At 60.9% G+C, this 20,914-nt stretch carries 21 protein-coding genes; 8 read left to right on the plus strand and 13 right to left on the minus strand.

Features of this window, described 5'->3' with window-relative positions:
* Window positions 1–2: 2 nt before the first annotated feature.
* The 7 genes from pip to radA form a co-directional block, all read right to left on the minus strand.
* Window positions 3–962 (minus strand): prolyl aminopeptidase, encoded by a 960-nt coding sequence (pip, locus tag DQ393_RS15855; protein ID WP_112342719.1) that lies wholly within the window; start codon window positions 960–962, stop codon window positions 3–5.
* Window positions 959–1,435: a GFA family protein gene (locus DQ393_RS15860; RefSeq protein ID WP_112342720.1), complete on the minus strand. Its 477-nt coding sequence runs from the start codon at window positions 1,433–1,435 to the stop codon at window positions 959–961. The genes pip and DQ393_RS15860 overlap by 4 nt, the downstream gene beginning before the upstream one ends.
* Window positions 1,436–1,562: 127 nt before the next feature.
* Window positions 1,563–2,954 (minus strand): cysteine--tRNA ligase, encoded by a 1,392-nt coding sequence (gene cysS, locus DQ393_RS15865; protein WP_112342721.1) that lies wholly within the window; start codon window positions 2,952–2,954, stop codon window positions 1,563–1,565.
* 223 nt (window positions 2,955–3,177) lie between these two features.
* A complete protein-coding gene (locus DQ393_RS15870; protein ID WP_112342767.1) occupies window positions 3,178–3,918 on the minus strand; it encodes an SDR family NAD(P)-dependent oxidoreductase in 741 nt (246 codons plus the stop codon).
* A gap of 61 nt (window positions 3,919–3,979) precedes the next feature.
* A complete protein-coding gene (gene purF, locus DQ393_RS15875; protein WP_112342722.1) occupies window positions 3,980–5,464 on the minus strand; it encodes an amidophosphoribosyltransferase in 1,485 nt (494 codons plus the stop codon).
* Window positions 5,465–5,628: 164 nt separating this feature from the next.
* On the minus strand, window positions 5,629–6,249 hold the full coding sequence (locus DQ393_RS15880; RefSeq protein WP_112342723.1) for a CvpA family protein: 621 nt from the start codon (window positions 6,247–6,249) through the stop codon (window positions 5,629–5,631).
* Between the two features lie 92 nt (window positions 6,250–6,341).
* Window positions 6,342–7,745 (minus strand): DNA repair protein RadA, encoded by a 1,404-nt coding sequence (gene radA, locus DQ393_RS15885; RefSeq protein ID WP_112342724.1) that lies wholly within the window; start codon window positions 7,743–7,745, stop codon window positions 6,342–6,344.
* Window positions 7,746–7,898: 153 nt separating this feature from the next.
* On the opposite strand from radA, the gene DQ393_RS15890 reads away from it, so the two are divergent.
* Window positions 7,899–8,534 (plus strand): LysE family translocator, encoded by a 636-nt coding sequence (locus DQ393_RS15890; RefSeq protein WP_112342725.1) that lies wholly within the window; start codon window positions 7,899–7,901, stop codon window positions 8,532–8,534.
* A gap of 130 nt (window positions 8,535–8,664) precedes the next feature.
* Here DQ393_RS15890 and alr read toward each other — a convergent pair whose 3' ends face one another.
* On the minus strand, window positions 8,665–9,837 hold the full coding sequence (gene alr / locus DQ393_RS15895; RefSeq protein ID WP_112342726.1) for an alanine racemase: 1,173 nt from the start codon (window positions 9,835–9,837) through the stop codon (window positions 8,665–8,667).
* A gap of 183 nt (window positions 9,838–10,020) precedes the next feature.
* On the opposite strand from alr, the gene DQ393_RS15900 reads away from it, so the two are divergent.
* The 3 genes from DQ393_RS15900 (at window position 10,021) to DQ393_RS15910 (ending at window position 12,040) form a co-directional block, all read left to right on the plus strand.
* Window positions 10,021–10,842: an AraC family transcriptional regulator gene (locus DQ393_RS15900; protein ID WP_112342768.1), complete on the plus strand. Its 822-nt coding sequence runs from the start codon at window positions 10,021–10,023 to the stop codon at window positions 10,840–10,842.
* Window positions 10,843–11,036: 194 nt separating this feature from the next.
* Window positions 11,037–11,741 (plus strand): AzlC family ABC transporter permease, encoded by a 705-nt coding sequence (locus tag DQ393_RS15905; protein WP_112342727.1) that lies wholly within the window; start codon window positions 11,037–11,039, stop codon window positions 11,739–11,741.
* Complete coding sequence (locus tag DQ393_RS15910; protein ID WP_112342728.1) at window positions 11,738–12,040, plus strand: AzlD family protein; 303 nt, start codon at window positions 11,738–11,740, stop codon at window positions 12,038–12,040. Before DQ393_RS15905 ends, DQ393_RS15910 begins: the two co-directional genes overlap by 4 nt.
* Before the next feature lie 61 nt (window positions 12,041–12,101).
* On the opposite strand, the gene DQ393_RS15915 is transcribed toward DQ393_RS15910, so the two are convergent.
* Window positions 12,102–13,598: a replicative DNA helicase gene (locus tag DQ393_RS15915; protein ID WP_112342729.1), complete on the minus strand. Its 1,497-nt coding sequence runs from the start codon at window positions 13,596–13,598 to the stop codon at window positions 12,102–12,104.
* Window positions 13,599–13,947: 349 nt separating this feature from the next.
* Between DQ393_RS15915 and DQ393_RS15920 the strand changes: the two genes are divergently transcribed.
* The 3 genes from DQ393_RS15920 to DQ393_RS15930 are packed head-to-tail and all read left to right on the plus strand — an operon-like array spanning window position 13,948 to window position 17,131.
* Window positions 13,948–14,391 (plus strand): MarR family winged helix-turn-helix transcriptional regulator, encoded by a 444-nt coding sequence (locus DQ393_RS15920; RefSeq protein ID WP_112342730.1) that lies wholly within the window; start codon window positions 13,948–13,950, stop codon window positions 14,389–14,391.
* A gap of 8 nt (window positions 14,392–14,399) precedes the next feature.
* The gene (locus DQ393_RS15925; RefSeq protein WP_112342731.1) at window positions 14,400–16,046 is read left to right on the plus strand and encodes an MFS transporter; all 1,647 of its coding nucleotides are present in this window, start codon (window positions 14,400–14,402) and stop codon (window positions 16,044–16,046) included.
* A gap of 17 nt (window positions 16,047–16,063) precedes the next feature.
* Window positions 16,064–17,131, plus strand: coding sequence for an HlyD family secretion protein (locus tag DQ393_RS15930; RefSeq protein ID WP_112342732.1), 1,068 nt, complete (start codon window positions 16,064–16,066; stop codon window positions 17,129–17,131).
* A 185-nt stretch (window positions 17,132–17,316) separates the two neighbouring features.
* Here the strand turns inward: DQ393_RS15930 and rplI are convergent, their stop codons facing one another.
* From rplI to rpsF, 4 genes are all read right to left on the minus strand, one after another.
* Window positions 17,317–17,895, minus strand: a complete 579-nt coding sequence (gene rplI, locus DQ393_RS15935; protein WP_112342733.1) for a 50S ribosomal protein L9 — start codon at window positions 17,893–17,895, stop codon at window positions 17,317–17,319.
* Between the two features lie 19 nt (window positions 17,896–17,914).
* Window positions 17,915–18,892 carry a DUF2232 domain-containing protein gene (locus DQ393_RS15940; RefSeq protein WP_112342734.1) on the minus strand — a complete coding sequence of 326 codons (978 nt, stop codon included), beginning with the start codon at window positions 18,890–18,892 and terminating at the stop codon, window positions 17,915–17,917.
* Between the two features lie 165 nt (window positions 18,893–19,057).
* Window positions 19,058–19,306, minus strand: coding sequence for a 30S ribosomal protein S18 (gene rpsR / locus DQ393_RS15945; RefSeq protein ID WP_004122103.1), 249 nt, complete (start codon window positions 19,304–19,306; stop codon window positions 19,058–19,060).
* 12 nt (window positions 19,307–19,318) lie between these two features.
* A complete protein-coding gene (gene rpsF, locus DQ393_RS15950; RefSeq protein WP_015339354.1) occupies window positions 19,319–19,765 on the minus strand; it encodes a 30S ribosomal protein S6 in 447 nt (148 codons plus the stop codon).
* Between the two features lie 389 nt (window positions 19,766–20,154).
* Between rpsF and DQ393_RS15955 the strand changes: the two genes are divergently transcribed.
* On the plus strand, window positions 20,155–20,901 hold the full coding sequence (locus DQ393_RS15955) for a histidine phosphatase family protein (protein ID WP_112342735.1): 747 nt from the start codon (window positions 20,155–20,157) through the stop codon (window positions 20,899–20,901).
* Window positions 20,902–20,914: the final 13 nt, after the last annotated feature.

The raw sequence follows: 20,914 nt of genomic DNA on the forward strand, positions 1-20,914 counted from the left end.
GCCTATGCTTTGCCTGCAAACTTATCCGTGGCGCGGATGAGCTGATCCAGAATGCCAGGCTCAGACGAAGCATGGCCGGCACCCTCGATCAGGTGAAATTCCGCTTTCGGCCAGGCCTTGTGCAGCGCCCAGGCATAGCGTGCCGGGCAGGGCATGTCGTAGCGGCCGTGGACGATGACCCCGGGAATGTCTTTCAGTTTGTAGGCGTCGCGCAGCAGCTGGCCTTCCTCGAGCCAGCCGGCATTGACGAAGAAATGGTTCTCGATGCGGGCGAAGGCATGCGCATATTCCGCATCCTCGAACTGGGCGCTGACGGCAGGCTCCGGCAGAAGCGTGATCGTCTCGCCTTCCCAGATCGACCATGCCTTGGCGGCCTCCAGGCGGGCGGCCTTGTCGGGATGCGTCAGCAGCCGATGGTAGGCCGCCATCATCTCATGGCGCTCTTCCGGCGGGATAGGGGCGATGAAGCGCTCCCATTTGTCAGGGAACATCTCAGAGACGCCGAACTGATAATACCAGTCGAGCTCGGCTCTCGTCAGCGTATAGATGCCGCGCACAACCAGTTCGGAAACCCGCTCCGGATGCGTTTCGGAATAGGCGAGCGCCAGCGTGGAGCCCCAGGAGCCGCCGAAAACCAGCCACTTTTCCACACCGGCCATTTTGCGCAGTCGTTCGATATCGTCAACCAGGTACCAGGTCGTATTGGCTTCCAGGCCGGCATGCGGCGTCGAGCGCCCGCAGCCGCGCTGGTCGAACAGGGTCACGTCGTAAAGCGCCGGATCGAACACGCGGCGGTGGCTCGGCGAGATGCCGCCGCCCGGGCCACCATGCAGGAAGACGGCAGGCTTGGCGCCTGGCGTTCCCACGCGCTCCCAATAGATCACGTGACCGTCTCCGACATCGAGATGGCCGGAAGCATAGGGTTCGATTTCCGGATAAAGCGTGCGCAGTATCTCGGTCATATTTTCAGCCCCTCCGCCGGCCAGATATCGGTGTCGTGATCGGGATGCTGGAAGGAAATGATCTGCTCCTGCCGCGAGTAGAAGTCCGGATCCTGATGGATGGGCTTTTCGAAGATCGTCTCCACCCAGGGCAAGCGATAGGCGTGGTTGACCTGGATCTGCGGAGCGAGATCGTCGCGCTCGTCGAAGGCGCCGATGGCGATTTCGAGGCCGCCCGGATGACGGTAGGTCAACGGCGTACCGCAGTTCTTGCAGAAACCGCGGTCAATATTGACGGAGGACTGAAAATAGGTCGGTTCACCGCGCGTCCATTCCAAGCCGTCTTCAGGTGCGGTAACGAGCGCGGAGAAGAAATTGCCGAACTGCTTCTGGCACATGCGGCAATGGCAGATCGAGGGGCGGCCGAGCTGGCCGCGAATGCGAAACCGCACGGCACCGCATTGGCATCCTCCGCTTCTGGTTGCTTCAGTCATGACGCTTCTCCTATGGCCAGCTCGAGGTATCGTGATCGGGATGCTGGTGGCTGGATAGCCGGATCGACACGGCACGATCTGCTGCGGATCTTCGGTGGGACTGGAGTATGCGTGGGGGTAACCAGACTCACCGCTTGATCTCCCAGCTTGTGGTCCGCTCGCCTGTCACCGCATCCTTGCCGTCCTTGAGCTGGATGCCCATGGCCGTCAGCTCCTCGCGAAGCTTGTCGGCCTCGGCGAAGTTCTTCGCCTTCAGCAGCTCCAGACGCTGGCGCACCTTGGCATCGATCTCCGCGACCACGGCTTCGTCAATCTCCGTCTTCTTCGGCAGCAGGCCGAGAAGACCGGCGCTGGCCGCGAACACCGGCAGGAGGTTGGCGTCGGCATTGGCGGCCTGTGCCAGGGCATGCAGCGCCTGAATGGCGGCGACGGTATTGAGATCGTCGCCGAGAGCGGCAAGGACCGTCTGATCCGGCGCGGCACCGCTGGCATCCCCCGTTGGCCATTTGGCGATCAGCCGTTCGGCTTCCTCGAGGCGCTTGACGGAAAAGTCGATCGGCTCGCGATAATGCGTCATCAGCATGGCAAGCCTGAGGACCTCGCCCGGCCATGTCCGGCCGCCGAGCTTTTCCGTCTGCAGCAGCTCGTGGATGGTGACGAAATTGCCTTCCGATTTCGACATCTTGCGGCCTTCGACCTGCACGAAGCCGTTATGCATCCAGACATTCGCCATGGCATGCGTGCCGTGCGCGCAACGCGATTGCGCGATTTCGTTCTCATGATGCGGAAAAATCAGATCGAGACCGCCACCGTGAATGTCGAAGACATCGCCGAGATAGCGCCCGCTCATGGCCGAGCACTCGATATGCCAGCCCGGACGGCCGCGGCCCCAGGGGCTTTCCCAGCCTGGCTCGTTCTCGTCCGACAGCTTCCACAGCACGAAATCGCCGGGGCTCTTCTTGTGTTCGTCCACGGCCACGCGGGCGCCTGCTTGCTGTTCGTCGAGATTGCGCTTCGAGAGCTGACCGTAATCGGTCATCGACTTGGTATCGAACAGCACTTCACCGGCTGCCCGATATGCATGCCCCTTGGCGATCAGGGTCTCGATGATCGTAATCATCTCAGCGATATTGTCGGTCGCACGCGGCTGCACGGTCGGCTCCATGCAGCCGAGTGCCGTCGTATCCTCGCGATACTGCCGCTCGGTCTTCTCCGTGACAAGGCGGATCGCCTCGTTCAGCGGCAGGCCGGGATGATCGCGTAGCGCACGCGCGTTGATCTTGTCGTCGACGTCGGTAATGTTGCGGACATAGGTGACGTGGCTCTCGCCGTAGACGTGCCGCAGCAGCCGAAACAGCACATCGAACACGATCGCCGGGCGGGCATTGCCGATATGGGCGAAATCATAGACCGTGGGGCCGCAGACATACATGCGGACATTGCCGCGATCGATCGGCTGGAAATCGACCTTTTCGCGCGTCAGCGTGTTGTAGAACTTCAATTGCGGCTCGGCGGCCATATCACTCTCCCAAGGCATAAATCCGAAAAAATACCGTCACCGGCAGGCCGGACGTTTGTCATCTTGGATTTTGGGAGACGAAAACGGCCAGGCCAGCGAAGCGCTAGCGAATAATCTTCCGGCAGATAATGCAGATAACCGTTTTCATGGGCGACTTTATCGCGCGCCGGAAGAATTTGGTCAAGTGGGAACACTTCCTCTCCGGTATCGGAGGGCGGTGTTTTTATTCCGGCATCCGGTAGTCGACGAGCTTGTTCTCGCGCACGATGAAGAGCTTGCCGGTCTCGGTGACGTCGGGGCCGGTGAGCGGCAGGATCGCCTGGGCAACGTCGCGGGGATGCGGCAGCGTATCTGGATCTTCGCCTGGCATGGCCTGAGCGCGCATGGCGGTGCGGGTGGCGCCCGGATCGACACTGGTGATGCGTAGCGGCGTGCTCTGCGTTTCACCTGCCCAGGTTCGCGCCAGAGCCTCGACGGCAGCCTTTGATGCGGAATAAGGGCCCCAGAAAGGCCGGCAGCGATGGGCGGCAGCCGATGACAGGATGACGGCGCGTCCGGCATCGGAACGCATCAGCAGCGGCTCGACCGAGCGGATCAGCCGCCAGGTGGCGGTGACGTTGATGGTCATCACCTTCTCGAATACCTTGGCTTCGACATGGCCGATCGGCGAGATCACGCCGAGGACGCCAGCATTGGCGACGAGAATATCGAGTTTGCCCCAGCGCTCGTAGATCGAAGCGCCGAGCGCGTCGATGGCATTCATGTCTGCAAGGTCGAAAGGAACGAGAGTTGCCGAGCCGCCGGCAGCCTTGATGGCGTCGTCGAGCTCCTCAAGGCCGCCGACGGTGCGGGCGCAGGCGATCACATGCGCGCCGGCCTCGGCCAGCTCCAATGCGGTGAAATAACCAATGCCGCGCGATGCGCCCGTCACGAGGGCGATCTTGTCCTTGAGATTGACGCTCATTCTGTCCTGATCCGAATGCATGGAAGAGAAAAGGGGCAAAATGCCCCTGTCAATCCTTGGCTCAGCCGTTGCTGGCGAGAACGGAAAGCTTGCGCACGTTGCTGGTGCTTTCCTTGTCGAGCAGGCGGGTCGGATAATCGCCTGTGAAATAATGGTCGGTGAACTGCGGCTGCGCATTGTTGCGGGGCTCGCCGCCGACAGCCTGGTAAAGGCCGTCGATGGACAGGAACTCCAGCGAATCCGCGCCGATATACTCGCACATGGCCTTCAGGCTCGTGTACTGGTTTGCCAACAGCTTGTCGGCATCGGGCGTGTCGATACCGTAGAAATCCGGATGGAAGATCATCGGGCTGGCGACGCGGATATGCACCTCGCTGGCGCCGGCATCGCGGATCATCTGCACGATCTTCACGGACGTCGTCCCGCGCACGATGGAATCGTCGATCAGCACGACGCGCTTGCCCTCGATGATGGCGCGGTTGGCGGAATGCTTGAGCTTGACGCCGAAGGCACGAATCTGCTGCGTGGGCTCGATGAAGGTGCGGCCGACATAATGGTTGCGGATGATGCCGAGCTCGAAGGGAATGCCGCTTGCCTGCGCATAGCCGATGGCGGCGGGCGTGCCGCCGTCCGGAACCGGCACGACCACATCGGCCGCGACAGGCGCTTCCCTGGCGAGATTGATGCCCATGTTCTTGCGGGCGACATAGACGTTACGGCCGCCGACAACGGAATCGGGACGGGCGAAATAGACGTATTCGAACAGGCAAAGACGCTCGGGGCGGGAAACTTCCGGCTTGCGGGCGTCGATGGTGATCGAACCATCAGGCTGAATCTCGCAGATGATGACTTCGCCGTTTTCGACGTCGCGGACGTATTTCGCGCCGATGATGTCGAGCGCACAGGTTTCCGAGCAGAAGATCGGCTTGCCGTCGAGTTCGCCCATGACCAGCGGCCGGATGCCGATGGGGTCTCGGGCGGCGATCAGCTTCGTGCGCGTCATGGCGAGCATCGAATAGCCGCCTTCCATCTGCCTGATGGCATCGATGAAGCGGTCGGAGGAGGAGGCCTGCTTGGAGCGGGCGATGAGATGCAGCACGACTTCGGTATCCGAAGTCGACTGACAGATGGCGCCATCGGCGATCAGCTGCCGGCGCATAGTCAGGCCGTTGGTAAAATTGCCGTTGTGGGCAATCGCGATGCCGCCGACTTCCAGCTCGGCAAACAGCGGCTGGACATTGCGCAGGATCGTTTCGCCGGTGGTCGAATAGCGTACATGGCCGATCGAGCGGTCGCCGGGGAGGCGGGCGAGCGTGGCAGGGTCGGTATAGTGGTCGCCGACCAGACCCATCCGCCGTTCCGAATGGAAGCGCTGGCCATCGAAGGAAACGATGCCGGCCGCCTCCTGGCCGCGATGCTGCAGCGCGTGCAGGCCGAGCGCCGTCAGCGTCGCCGCATCCGGATGTCCCAGAATGCCGAAGACACCGCATTCTTCATGCAGCGTATCGCCGTCGATATCGTCCTCGATGGAAACGGAATGGTTCATGGCTGCGGGCCTTTGCTCTCAACGTAGACGGATCGGGGCGGCGTCACAAGTGACCATTAAAATAACTTAAAATCCGGCCGGAAAAAATATCGGGCCGGATCTTCTATCGTCACGCCGCTCAAATGGCGATTCTCGGGCGGCAGGTCAAGCCTGTAAACGCACTGTCAATTGTTTGTCTGCGGCGCGGGCGCGTCATCCGACGGCGCGGTATCATTCGGCGCGGCGTTGTCGCCACCTCCCTGCTGCTGCTGTTGCTGCTGGTTCGGCGCAATCTTGTTGATGATCTCGGGCGGCAGCATGGCCTGGACATTTTCAGGAAGCGCCGACTTCAGCTTTTCGACCATCGAATCCAGGAAAGGTTTGGACTTGGCGTTGTTGACCCAGTCCGGACGGGCAGCTGGGGCCACCAGCCAGTTCCAGAAGGCGACGACGACCACCATCAGGAGCAGACCGCGGGCCGCGCCGAAGAGGAAGCCGAGCGTCCGGTCGAGCGCGCCGATGCGGCTGTCGATGATGAAATCGGCAATCCGGATGGTGATGAAGGAGATGATGATCAGCGCCAGCAGGAAGATGACGGCGGCAGACGCGATCGTTGCGATCTTGGTATCGGCCTTGTACTGCAGGGCATAGGGAACGAGCAGCGGATAAAGATAGTAGGCGGCGACCGCCGACCCACCCCAGCTGACGATCGATAGTATTTCGCGCGAAAAACCGCGAACCATGGCCAGAACGGCGGAGAAGAGAAGAACGCCGATAACAATACCGTCGAAAATCGTAATGGGCATTTATAATCCACTTCAAGACTTGCCGAACCTCATGGTCGGCATCGGCCTCAATTCATGAGCCTCTTCTTCGCCAAGAACGGCTGAAGTAAGGCTCAGTCTTCGTCTTCCGCGCGCTTGAGCGCACCTTTCGATCCGGCAATGCGCGCCACCAGATCCGGCAGGCTGTCGATCTCGCTCCAGCGTCCGCCGTTGACCTTCGGTAGATCGGCGGAAGCGGCAGGCAGGACAGCCCGGGAAAATCCCAGCTTCTCGGCTTCCTTGAGGCGCTGGGCGGTGTGCGCAACCGGCCGGACGGCGCCCGACAGGCTGACTTCGCCGAAATAGACGCAATCGGCGGGCAGGGCAAGACCGGCCAAGGAGGAAACCAGTGCAGAAGCGACGGCGAGGTCAGCAGCCGGCTCGGAAATGCGGTAGCCGCCGGCAATATTGAGATAAACATCGTGCTGGCCGAGCCTGACGCCGCAATGCGCTTCCAGAACGGCGAGAATCATCGAAAGACGCGCCGAATCCCAACCGACGATGGCGCGGCGCGGCGTGCCGAGCGATGTCGGCGCGACCAGCGCCTGCACCTCGACCAGCACCGGGCGCGTGCCCTCGATGCCGGCAAAGACGGCCGCACCCGGCGATTTTTCATTGCGCTCGCCGAGAAAGAGCTCGGATGGATTGGGCACGTCGCGCAGGCCGGCGTCGGACATTTCGAACACGCCGATTTCGTCGGTCGGGCCGAAGCGGTTCTTCACCGTGCGCAGGATGCGGTAATGATGGCCGCGGTCGCCTTCGAAATAGAGGACGGCATCGACCATATGCTCGACGACGCGCGGTCCGGCGATCTGGCCGTCTTTCGTGACGTGGCCGACCAGCACCATCGCAGTTCCCGTCTGCTTGGCGAAGCGGATCATCGCCTGCACGCCGGTGCGCACCTGTGTCACCGTGCCGGGTGCGGATTCGGCAAGCTCGCTCCACAGCGTCTGAATGGAGTCGATGATGACGAGATCCGGCCGCTTGCCTTCCGCGAGCGTCGCCAGAATATCCTCGACATTGGTTTCGGCGGCGAGCAACACTTCCGTATCGGCAGCCTTCAGCCGCTGAGCGCGCAGACGAACTTGCGCCACGGCCTCTTCGCCGGAGACATAGACGATCTTGTGTCCTTGCCGGGCGAGGGCGGCAGCCGCCTGCATCAGTAGCGTCGACTTGCCGATGCCGGGATCGCCGCCGACGAGAACGGCCGAGCCGCGAACGAAGCCGCCGCCTGTCGCGCGGTCGAGCTCGGATATGCCGGTATGGATGCGCGGCGCTTCCTCTATCTCGCCGGAAAGCGTGGTCAGCGTGACCGGCTTGCCCTTCCGCGGCGTCTTGGCCGGGCCGCCGCCGATCCCGCCCAGCGGATCTTCCTCGACGATGGTGTTCCATGCGCCGCAGTTGTCGCACTTGCCGGCCCAGCGATTATGGACCGTGCCGCAGTTCTGGCAGATGAATTGTGTGCGGGCTTTGGCCATGGGATGCGGTTCTCAAACTTCGAATGCGTTGCTTTCCGCGACGAATCGCGCTCGGCTGACAGATAATGTCTTTCTCGGCCCATCAAAACTAATGATTTCCGTATCAACGGCGATCGTGTCAGCTTTTATGCCGGGTTTTATGGATGATGATCGATGTTTGACTATTCGCTTGCGCACTGGATGGGCTTTCTGACCGCTGCAATTCTCCTTAATCTGTCGCCGGGGCCGGATATCGCCTTCATTCTTGGTCACACGATCAGAAGCGATATGCGCTCCGGCTTTGCCGCGCTGTTCGGCATCTGGAGCGGCGCATGCCTGCATGTGCTGATGGCGGCCGCCGGCCTTTCAGCGATCCTTGCTGCTTCCGCGCTGGCCTTCTCGGCGGTCAAATGGGTCGGTGCTGCCTATCTGATCTGGCTCGGCATTCAGGCGCTGCGCTCGAAAGGCGAGGGAGCCTGGATCAAGGAGGCCGGCAAGACCTTGCCCTTCAGTCGCATCTATCGGCAGGGCATCATGGTCTCGCTGCTCAACCCGAAAGTCGCGATTTTCTTCCTGGCCTTCCTGCCGCAATTCGTCGTCGAAGGCGCTGGCCCGGTCTGGGCGCAGCTCTTGCTGCATGGCAGCCTGATCATCGTCGTCGCCGCCTTCATCGAGCCTCCGTTGATCCTGCTCGGCAGCCGACTGAGCGAAACGCTTCGGCGCAATCGCAGCCTCGGCCTGTGGCTCGACCGCGGTCTCGGCACGCTGTTCGTGGCTCTTGGCGTCCGGCTGGCGATCAGCGCCCGCTAGAGCCGGATTTAGGTCGAGTCGACCTAAAATCTGAATCCGCTCTAGAATCAAAGAAGTAGAGCGTGATGCCGTCCGAAAACCGCATACACTTTTCGGCATCACGCTCTAAATATTCTGAGGAGTAGCAGGGCTATTCCTCGGCCTCTTCCGAGATATACCGGCGCTCGTGCCGCAGCCCCATGCTGGTCAGCATCTCGTAGCCGATGGTCCCCGCAGCCTTTGCGGCCTCATCGACGGAGATGTTGCTGCCGAAAAGCTCGACATAGTCACCGGCTCTGACCAGGTTTCCCGGCAGGTCGGTGACATCGAAGATGGTCAGGTCCATGGTGATGCGGCCGGCAACGGGCACCTTATGGCCGGCGATGAAGCCATGACCGCCTGGGATGCCGGTCTGGCGCAGCGGCACGCCCGCGCTCGACTGGCTGCGCATGTAGCCGTCGGCGTAGCCTGCCGAGACGATCGCCAGCCGGCTGTCGCGGGTCAATTGCAGTGCACGGCCATACCCCACCGTCTCGCCTGCCTTGACCGAGCGGGTCTGGATGATCCGCGCCTCCGCCGTCGCCACCGGGCGCATCTGATTGGCCATGCCGGGAACCGCCTCGCCGCCATAGGTAGCGATACCGGGGCGGGTGAGATCGAAATGATAATCCGGCCCGAGAAAGATCCCGGCCGAATTGGCAAGGCTCGCCTCGATGCCTTCGAAGGCGGCGCTGACCTTGCGGAAGGCCTCGAGCTGCTGCCTGTTCATCGCATTGGACGGATCGTCGCCGCAGGCGAGATGGCTCATCACGAGAACAGGCGCAAAGCTTGCCGGGCGGGAGACGTCATCGGCGAGTGCAATCGCATCATCCATCGGCAGGCCGAGCCGGTTGAAGCCGGTGTCGACCTGCAGCGCACAAGGATAGTCGCCATACTCAGATAGCACCGCCATCCAGAAAGTCAGCTGCTCTTCCGAAGCGATGACGGGCACAAGGTCGTTCTCGAAAAACCGACGCTCCATGCCCGGCCAGATGCCGCCCAGAACGAAGATGCGCGCCTCAGGCGCATAGAGCCGCAGTGTCGCGCCTTCGTCGGCGGTGGCAACGAAGAAATCGCGCGCCCCAGCGCCATAAAGCGTTTCACCGACATCCTCGATCCCGAGCCCGTAAGCATCTGCCTTGACGACGGCTGACGTGCGGGCTTTCCCCGAACGGCGAGCCAGTTCGCGCCAGTTTTCGACGAGGGCGCCGAGATCGACCGTCAGACGCAGGCCGGCGGAAGCGAAAGCATCGTCGTCTTCGAAGGGGAGGGAAAAATCTGTCATGAATCGCCGCGATGAAAGGGAAGTTGTTCAGGGCACTTTAGAGAGCATCGTGGCAAAGAGAAAGCGCGCACGGGCAGATACCAGCCTTTCCCACATGCGATCACTTTTGTTCAAGACGCGCGGGAGCCGGCGCGCTAATCTTCGGGGATGCAGAACGTTTCACAGAAAGAGGCGGCTGACGCCATGCCGCTTGCCAAGGTGGAATCGACTCGCTTCTGGCGAGACGGTCGCTTTCACGACATGGAATGCCTGAGCGCAAGCTTCGTGACGCATGAATATGCGCCGCATGCGCACGACACCTTCAGCATCGGGACGATTGAAAGAGGCAGCCAGATCACCACGCTGCTCGGCAGTCGGGAAGAAGCTGGACCGGGCGATCTCTATATGATCAATCCTGGAGTAGTGCATGACGGCGTTCCGGGCGGCGAAGGCTATCGCTACCGTATGATCTACCCGGACACGAACCTTTTCGTCGATATTCTGGAAGACGTCACGGGCAAAGCCTTCAATGCGACGCCCTCTTTCGCCAGTTCGTTGTTGCGCGATCCGCAGCTTGCCAGCGCCTTCCACAAGGCGCATCGCACACTCGAGAGTGGCGCCGGCGCGCTGGAATCCGATGAAGGCATGTTCTCGGTGCTGGCGGCGCTCTTTGCGCGCTACGGCAGCACGATCGTCCTTCCCGTCGATACCAAGGAGCGTAGCGCCGTCGCGCGTGCCCGCGATTATCTCACTGAGAATTTCGACAGCGATGTCGGATTGGAGGAGTTGGCCAAGGTCGCGGGGCTAAGCCGCGCACATCTGATCCGCGCTTTCCGCAGGGAGTATCATATTACGCCCCATGCCTTTCTGACCGACCGGCGCATAATCGTTGCCCGCCGATTGCTCAGGGAAGGCCGCATGCCGGCCGATGTCGCCATGGAATGCGGTTTCGCCGATCAGGCGCATTTCACGCGCCACTTCAAATCGCGCACCGGCGTCACTCCGGGCCAGTTCCGCGTCGGCTAGCGCATTTCCAGGAAAAGTGCGCAGCGGTTTTCCGTCCGGAATGCGCTGGGAAATAGGAACATAGCGCATTTTCGCTTCTCTGCGGATATTGAAAACGCATTGCGGATTCCGGATGGAACTCTGATCACTTTCGTTCAATACAGCGCCCGCTGCCGTCGGCTACCTCTCCATCATTGTTGAAGTGGAGGTTGCCAATGTTGCAGCAGAGCCGGCCGGCCGGCGAATTCAAAGCCGGGATGCGTGCCATTTTTCCGCTGATCGTCGCCGTCCTGCCGATCGGCCTCGTGTTCGGCGCGATTTCGGCGACCAAGGGGCTTTCGCCGTTGGAGGCCATGCTGATGAGCGCGCTGGTCTTCGCTGGCGGCTCGCAATTCGTGGCGATGGATATCTGGACACATCCCGCAAGCTGGATCGGCGTCGGCTTTGCGGCCCTGCTCGTCAATGTGAGGCATCTGCTGATGAGCGCTTCGATCGGCACGAAGATGCAGTCTTTCTCCGGCATCAAGCGCTATCTCGCCATGCTGTTTCTCGCCGATGAGATTTGGGCCATGGCGGAATTCCGCGCGGGCACGATGCGGCTCACGCCCGCCTGGTATGCGGGCATCGTCACGCCCTTCTACTTGGCATGGATCGGCTCGTCGCTTGCGGGTGCATTGCTTGGCGCCTTTCTCGGCGATCCCGCCGTCATCGGTCTCGACTTCGCCTTTCCGGCCGTCTTCATCGTGCTGGTCATGGGCTTCTGGAAAGGACCGGAAACCGGCGCGGTACTTGCCGCAAGCGGAATTGCAGCCGTTGCCGTCCACCAGTTCGTGCCTGGTGTCTGGCATATTGCAGCCGGTGCGCTGGCAGGACTGGCAATGGCTTTCTGGAAAGGCAGGGCGCGGGAGCAGACGGCATGACGCTCGATCTCAACACGCTGCTTGCCATCCTTGCCATGGCTGCCGCAACGATCTTCACCCGTGTTGGCGGTCTCGTCTTGATTCGCTACGTTAGGATTGACGAGCGCAGGCGAACCGCAATCGAAGCCATTCCACCGGCCGTGCTGATGGCTGTCATTGCCCCGACAGCGTTTGCTACCGGCTGGGCGGAGACGCTGGCCTGCGCGGTCACCGCCATCGTCTCCCGCCGCTTGCCGTTGCTGGCAAGCGTTGTCGTCGGCGTTGCGACGGTGGCTTTGCTGCGGGCCGCGGGACTCTGAAGCGGATCCGGGGAAAGTGCGAAGCGGTTCCCGTCCCGGCGGAACATTGACGCGGCAGGCGTCAATGTTCTTCGTACTGCGTGAAAGACGGGTCGGCGAGGTCGGCAAAGCGGGTGAATTCCGACTGGAAGGCCAGCTTCACCGTGCCCGTCGGCCCGTGACGCTGCTTGGCGATGATGACATCGGCCGTGCCCTTCACGCGGTCGAACAGCGCTTCCCATTCCGCATATTTCGGATCGTTCGGATCGCGGGGCTCCTGGTTTTTCACGTAATATTCCTCGCGGAACACGAAGAGCACCACGTCGGCATCCTGCTCGATCGAGCCGGATTCGCGCAGGTCCGAAAGCTGCGGCCGCTTGTCGTCGCGGCTTTCGACCGCACGCGAGAGCTGGGAGAGTGCCACGATCGGAACGTTGAGCTCCTTGCCGAGCGCCTTCAGGCCGGTGGTGATCTCGGTGATTTCCTGAACGCGGTTCTCGCCCGACTTCTTCGAGCCGGTCATGAGCTGTACGTAGTCGACGACCAGAACGTCGAGGCCGCGCTGGCGTTTCAGGCGACGCGCGCGGGCTGCGAGCTGGGCGATGGAGATACCACCCGTCTGGTCGATATAGAGCGGCACCTTCTGCATCATCATCGAGCAGGCCACCAGCTTTTCGAAATCGGCATCGTTGATGTCGCCGCGGCGGATCTTCGATGAGGAGACCTCCGTCTGCTCGGAGATGATACGCGTGGCGAGCTGTTCCGACGACATTTCCAGCGAGTAGAAGCCGACGACACCGCCGTTCTTCGCCTTCATCGAGCCATCAGGCTGCACCTCGCCCTCGTAGGCGGCGGCAATATTATAGGCGATGTTGGTGGCAAGCGAGGTCTTACCCATGCCGGGACGACCTGCAAGGATGATCAAGTCGGAGCGCTGCAGGCCGCCCATCTTGCTGTCGAGCGAGTGGATGCCGGTGGAGATGCCGGAGAGGCCGCCGTCACGCTCCTTGGCAACGGCCGCCATGTCGATCGCCAGTGCCACAGCATCATTGAACGACTGGAAGCCGCCGTCGTAGCGGCCGTTTTCTGCAAGCTCGAACAATCGGCGCTCAGTATCCTCGATCTGCGTCTGCGGCGGCATGTCGAGCGGCGCGTCATAGGCGATATTGACCATGTCTTCGCCGATCGTGATCAGCGCCCGGCGCAGCGCCAGGTCGTAGATGGCGCGGCCGTAGTCTTCCGCATTGATGATCGACACGGCTTCGACGGCGAGACGCGCGAGATATTGCGCGACCGTCATGTCGCCAACCTTTTCCTCCGCCGGCAGGAAGTTCTTGATGGTGACCGGGTTGGCTGTCTTGCCCATGCGGATGATGTCGCCGGCGACCTCGAAGATCTTCCGGTGCAGCGGCTCGTAGAGATGGATGGGCTTCAGAAAGTCGGAGACGCGGTAATAGGCATCGTTATTGACGAGGATGGCGCCGAGAAGAGCCTGTTCCGCCTCTATGTTGTTGGGCGCTTCGCGATAGTGCTGGTCGGCGGGAGCAATGGCGGCGAGCTTGCGCGCAGCTTCGTTCATTTTCCATCTCTTCGTACTTTAGGGTGTCGACTGGTTTGCGACGATCCGGTGTCATGGTCAACCAAGCAAAGCTTGCCGGCGCGCCAAGGGAGATAAATAGGTTCGACCTATCAACGTTGTTCCACTCGTCCACAGGGACAAGTTTCCACCACGTAAAAAATCCTTTGTCGCCATTTTGCAACGCAATGATCGACACACGAATCACGTAAGCAAACCATCAGTGGGGGTATTTTAGCTGGGTCTTTCGCCGTGTACATCAATCGTTGCGGCTATCATGCTTGAAAAGCTATGGAAATCCGGTTATTCCCTATTAATTAGGGTAGGATGCTAATAGTATAAAGTTGCAATAATGTCCGGTGCGCCATCAAGACAAGAGCTTTTCGACGACCTTTTTGCGTTCAATCGCAAGCTGAGGGCGGCCTTTGACGCGCTCGTTCGCGAGCGCGGCATGACTCTTTCCCGCGCCAGGGTTTTTCGCAAACTCTCCCGCCGGGACGGCATCAACCAACGGGAACTTGCCGACGAGCTGGAGCTTGAAACGCCGACGCTCGTGCGCATCCTCGATGCCATGGAGGCGCAGAACTTCATCGAGCGCCGTGCCGCGGTATCCGATCGCCGCGCCAAGCAGATCTTCATGACGGAATCCGGAAAAGTCGTTGCTGCCGAGGTCGAGGCTCTTGCCACCAGTGTGCGCGCGGATATCTTGGAGGGGATTTCGGACGACGATGTCGGCATGGCGCTCAAGGTTATTCGTGCCATGACTGCCAATCTTCAGAATATCGGTAAATCATGAGGTAATGCATGAGCGGGGATCCGGGCCCGGTCGCCAAAGCGGAAGCCAACGCCGTCCCGCCCGCTCCACCGCCTATGCCGGGCTGGAAAGTGCCGCTCTACATTGCGGCATCCGTCATGTTCTTTCTGACCCAGGGCCTGGGTCTCAATCTCGCCTTTGCCAACCTTACGCAGATCCAGGGAACCATCGCGGCAACGACCACCGAATCCGCATGGCTCTCTGCCGCTTATATGGCGCCCAATGTCAGCCTCGCCATCGCACTGGTGAAGATCCGCCTTCAATATGGCGTGCGCAATTTCGCCGAGGTCAGCATTCTCGGCTTCGTGCTCGCCTCGCTGCTCAATCTCTTCGTCTCCGACCTGCATTCTGCGATCGTCGTCCGCTTCCTGAGCGGGATTGCCGGCGCGCCGCTCTCGACGCTCGGCTTTCTTTATATGCTGGAGGCCTTCGAGCCGGCCAAGAAGATGACGATCGGAGTCAGCCTGGCGATGATGAACACGCTGCTTGCTGCTCCCATCACCCGCCTCGTGTCGCCCTCGCTGCTGGATTATGGCGAATGGCGCGGCCTCTATACGCTTGAGATGGCGCTGGCGCTGCTTGTCATGCCGATCATTTATCTGCTGCCGCTGACACCGCCGCCGCGCGTCAAGGTCATCGTGCTGGGCGATATCTTCAGCTATCTTCTCGTGGCGATCGGTTTCGGCTGTCTTGCCGTCGCCCTGTCGGTCGGGCGCCTCTATTGGTGGCTGGAGGTGCCATGGCTCGGGGTCGTCCTGGCGATTGCCATCACGTCACTGACCGTCGCCATCGTCGTCGAACTGAGGCGGTCGACGCCTTTGATCGACGTTCGCTGGCTGCTGCGGCCGGAAATTCTCCATCTGACGGCGATCCTTCTGGTCTTCCGCATCATTGCCGCCGAGCAGACCTCGGTCATCATGACCTTCTATCAGAATGCCGTCGGGCTGCTCTACGATCAGCTCTCCATTCTGTACTGGATCATCCTCGCCTTCTCGATCATCGGCGGCCTCATCTGCACCGTGTTCATGAGCTATGGCTTCAGCTGGCAGATCCAGTTCGTCGCCCTCATTCTGATGGGCGTGGGTTCTCTGATGGATTCGCAGGTGACGAACCTCACGCGGCCCGAGCAGATGTATTTCAGTCAGGCGCTGGTCGCGGGCGGCGCGGCCCTGTTCCTGCCGCCCTCCATGTCGCAAGGCTTCAAGGAGGCTATATCCAAGGGACCGCCCTATCTGGTGACCTTCTTCGTCGTCTTCACCTTCACGCAGAGCATCGGCGGCCTCATCGGCTCGGCCTTCTACGGCACGCTGATCATCATTCGCGAGAAGTTCCATTCCGCGGTGTTGACCGAGCGCGTGCTGCTGACCGATCCGCATGTGGCCGCACGCGTCAGCCAGCTTTCATCCTCCTATGGCAAAGTCATTGGTGACAGCATGCTTCTGAAGGGAGAGGGGGTAGCGCTGCTCGGCGCACAGGTCAGCCGCGAGGCCAACATGCTCGCCTATGGAGACGCCTTCTTCACTGCCGCCGTAATCGCCTTCCTGTCGCTTGCCGGCCTCTCAATCCATGTCTTTTTCCGCTTCGTCAGGGCTCGCCTGGCCGACGATCGGGCTGAGGCCGTGACATCCAACCCATGAGGATATGAAATAGCTCCATGTCGAGGCTCGTTCGCTCCCCCATCGAAGTCATCGCGGTTCTCGCCGGCATCGGCGGCGTCATGCTGGTGCTTTATGCCTGGCATCTGCCGCCGTTCAAAACCTCGGTCGAGACCACGGACGACGCCTATGTCAAAGGCTATGTCACCACCATCAGCCCGCAGGTCAGCGGCTATATCACCGACGTGCCGATCAAGGACTACAAGCTCGTCAAGGAGGGCGATGTGCTCGCCCAGATCGACGACCGCATCTACAAGCAGAAGGTGGCGCAGGCGCGCGCAACGCTGGACGGACAGAAGGCGGCACTCGCCAATTCGCAGCAGCAGGAGCAGGCCGCCAAGGCCGGCATCGTTTCAAGCCAGGCGCAGATCGACAGCGCCAACGCAGCCCTGAAGCGCGCCCAGCTTGCCTTCGATCGCGTCACGACATTGGTTTCCAGAGGTGTCTCGACGACAAGCGATTCCGAGCAGGCACAGGCCACATTGCAGCAGGCCCAGGCTTCGCTCAACCAGGCGAAAGCAGGCCTCGACGTCTCCCAACAGAACCTGACGACGATCATTGTCAACCGTGCGTCGCTCGAAGCCGGTGTCAGCGGCGCGGAGGCTGCCGTGCAGCTTGCCGGTATCGATCTGGACAATACGACGATCAGGGCGCCGCAGGATGGCCGCGTCGGTGAAGTCGGCGTCCGCCTCGGCCAGTATGTGACGCCTGGCACGCAGCTGATGAACCTCGTGCCGAAGGACGTTTGGGTTATCGCCAATTTCAAGGAAACGCAGCTTGACGGCATGAAGCTCGATCAGCCCGCCACGATCTCCGTGGATGCGCTCGGGCATCGCGAGATCAAAGGCCGCATCCAGCGCTTCTCTCCGGCAGCGGGCTCCGAATTTGCCGTCATCAAGCCAGACAACGCGACGGGCAATTTCACCAAGGTCGCCCAGCGTATCGGCGTCAGGGTCAAGATCGAGGATGGACAGCCTCTGGCGGATCAGCTGGCGCCCGGCATGTCCGTCGTCGTTTCGATCGACAAGGATTCCGCTCCGTTGCCGGAGCCCAGGAACGGTGACTGAATATCACGCTTTGTCCTGTGCAGGGCGGCATATTGCGCTGAGCCTTATACTGTAGCGCGCTCCATCCTCACCTTGAGGCGCGAAGTCTCGAAGGGCGAGGATGGCCCAAACGTTCCAACCAACAAAAAAAGCCTGGGCCGCAAGACCCAGGCTTCTTCATACGTAATCCTGCGAAGGCTTGAAGATCAAGCTTCGTCTTCGCCGTCGCGGTCAGCTTCCGGATCGAAGAAGTCTTCCGGACGCAGCGCGTCTTCGTCAACGCCGTAGATGGCGTCGGCGGAGGTGAGGGTTTCGCCCTTGGCCTGACGCTCTGCTTCTTCGGCGGAGCGGGCAACGTTGAGCTCGATCGTGATTTCGACTTCGGCGTGAAGTCCGATCGTGACATTGTGCAGGCCGATGGCCTTGATCGGCGTGTTCATGTGAACCTGGCTGCGGCCGATGTTGAAGCCTTCTGCAGCGAGGATTTCGACGACGTCACGGGCAGCGACCGAACCGTAGAGCTGGCCGGTTTCGCCAGCCGAGCGAACGACGATGAAGGACTTGCCGGCGAGAACGTCGGCAACCTTCTGAGCTTCGCTCTTGCGCTCGAGGTTACGGGCTTCGAGCGTGGCGCGCTCGGCTTCGAAACGAGCCTTGTTGGCGGCGTTGGCGCGCAGCGCCTTGCCGAGCGGCAGCAGATAGTTACGGGCAAAGCCATCGCGAACCTTGACGGTTTCGCCCATCTGGCCGAGCTTGGAGATGCGTTCGAGAAGAATGACTTCCATTTTCTTGTTCCTTTCGATGTCAGATTTTCGTGTCTTGTTTGGATATATCGGCATTCTTGTTCGGGGTCAGCGATATCGCCTTGCGGATATCGTAAAGGCCGAGAACGAGAACGATGAAGAGCGGCAGCGTCAGCAGGAAGGACATCAGGTAGCAGATGACCAGCACGGGTATGCGCCAGTCCTTGCCGCGCGTCCGGTAATGCAACGATGCAAAGCCGGAAACGATGAAGCCCGCGCCGAAGGCACCGAGAACGGCGGCGGCGATGAGGGCCAGGACGCCGCCGAAGAAGATGGCGACGATCGCCACGAGAAAGACGAAGATCGCATTGCGGTTCATGCGCAGCGCCGAGGGAATATCCTCGCGCGGGCGCAGATTGCGGCTGGAGGCCGCGACGATGCGGGTCGCGACATAATAGGCGGCGAGCAGCATCATGACCCAGATCATGCCCCAGGCGACGGGGATCGCGTAGAGCATGAGACTCTTGGTCTTCTGGATCGCTATGGGATCGAGCGGCAACGCCGGCTGCTGTTCGTTCACGGCCCTGACGTAGAGATCGACGACCTGGCCGACGAGATCGGCGTTGTAGCCCATGACCGCGCCGGCGACGATGATGACGACGGCGGCGAGGCCGCACAGGTGCAGCATGATGTCGGAGAGCGGATACCAGGCCATCAGATTATCCGGTCCTCCAAGTTCGGAGGCGGGACGCGCCAGATTGGCGAGATGGCTGAGCCAAGCGGGGATCAGCGTCAACAGGACGACGAACAGTCCGAAATAGACCGACTGCGCGATCGTGCCGACAAGCCCGGCAACGACGACGGCAGCGATGACGGCCATGTTGCCCCAGCCAAGGCCGACGATCAGGATCGGAAGAGCGGAAAGTGCGCCGAACAGGATGAACAGCAATGGCTGCACCGTCGCGCCATACACGAGTAGGGCGGCGGTCAGACCGGCGAGCGCGCCGATGCCAAGCTCTTTTGCGTTCAACTTTTTCACGTCGCTGTCCTGCTTCGTATCGAGCAGTTAGAGGATGCCTTCGCCACGCGGGCCTGAAAGCTTATCCCCAACATGGGGTTTCAAGGTTCCGATCCGCGCCCATCGCGAAAGGGAGAAGGGAAGGCATCGCTGCCTTCCCTCAAATTCATTCTGCGTCAGGCGCTATTAAGCGACGACGTAGGGCAGCAGGCCGAGGAAACGGGCGCGCTTGATCGCCTGGGCGAGTTCGCGCTGCTTCTTCTGGGAAACGGCCGTGATGCGGGACGGAACGATCTTGCCGCGCTCGGAAATGTAGCGCTGCAGGAGACGAACGTCCTTGTAGTCGATGCGCGGCGCATTGGCGCCCGAGAACGGGCAGGTCTTGCGGCGGCGATGGAACGGACGGCGGACGGGTGCGGAGGAAACTTCAGACATTCTCAAATCTCCTTATACGCGGTCTTCGCGCGGACGGCGCGGACGGTCTTCGCGGTCACCACGATCCGGGCGCGGACCACGATCGCCGAAGCTGCGCTCCGGGCGGTCGCCATCGCGGCGCGGACGATCGTCACGGTCGCGCTTCTGCATCATGGCCGACGGGCCGTCTTCGTGCTTCTCGACAGCGATCGTCATGTAACGCAGAACGTCTTCGCTGATGCGCATCTGGCGTTCCATTTCCTGGATCGCAGCGGCCGGAGCATCGATGTCCATCAGGGCGTAGTGAGCCTTGCGGTTCTTCTTGATGCGGTAGGTGAGGGACTTGAGGCCCCAGTTCTCGATACGCCCGACTTTACCGCCGTGAGCTTCGATGACACCCTTGTACTGTTCTACGAGGGCGTCGACCTGCTGAGCGGAAATATCCTGCCGGGCAAGGAATACATGTTCGTAAAGAGCCATGGATAGCTTTGCCTTTCTTGCGTTGGTCTGAACCCGATATTCGGCGGCTAAGCCTCAACGACTGCTCCTGAGAGGGTAAACCCAAGCAAGAAAAGCGTTTCCGAGACGGTCGAGAGCGGAGACACGGGAGGCTGGAACGCTTCCGTTCCGAACGATTCCCTTATCGGAAACCGGCCCTCCGTTCAGCCACCAGCCAGAAGACCGGGTTGCGAACAGGGCGGCTTATACGGATTTTTCTCCGAAAGGCAAGGGTAGGAGCGAAATTATGCCGTTTTGCCCGTAAGCGGCGTCGATGCTCGGGACAAATCGCGAGCTCCCGTCGCCGCAGCGTTGCACCCGCCGCACTCTCCCATATGATAGGATGCCAATTGCAGCAACGGGGACGGTTCATGCGCATTTTTCTCGTTCGGCACGGCGAATCCCTCGGCAATATCGATGACCGGGCCTATCGGCAGTTCGGCGATCACAATGTTCCGCTGACCGAGTGGGGGCATCGGCAGGTGCTGCAGGCAGGCCAGGCGATATCAGCCTATTTGAAAGGGCTGCCACCAGCCGAATTGCGCAGGCTGAACGTCTGGTATTCTCCCTTCCTGAGGACGCGACAGAGCAAGGATGTCCTGCTTGAGGTTCTGCCTGCCGAACTCATCGGGGATACCAGAGAGGATTATCTCCTGCGCGAGCAGGATTTCGGGCTCTTCACCGAAATCTACGACCATGCCGAACAGAGGCGGAAATTTCCCGACGAGTTCGAGAAATGGGCAAGACTGCGCAATAATAACGGCAAGTTCTATGCGCGTCCGCCGGATGGCGAGAGCCGTGCCGATGTCGCCCAGCGCGTTCGCTTGTTTCTGCAGACCGTCATGCATGATGCCGAAAACGGCAGGAACAATGTCATCATCGTCGGCCACGGCGTCACCAACCGGGCCTTCGAGATGAACTTCCTGCATCACCCAGTCGATTGGTTCGAGCGCTCGGACAATCCAGGAAACGCCGATGTCACCTTGATCGAAGGGCGGAGTTCGGAAGGCTATCGCTCGATCCTGCTTCATAAGTCTACGGATCGTATGCAAGGACAGGAAGAATTGAAGGAGGCTTATGGTTCCGAATTGGCGATTGCGCCGAAGACGAAGCAATAGTTGCTTGCGGCAG

Source organism: Martinezella tropici (assembly GCF_003287875.1).
Taxonomy (GTDB): domain Bacteria; phylum Pseudomonadota; class Alphaproteobacteria; order Rhizobiales; family Rhizobiaceae; genus Rhizobium; species Rhizobium tropici_C.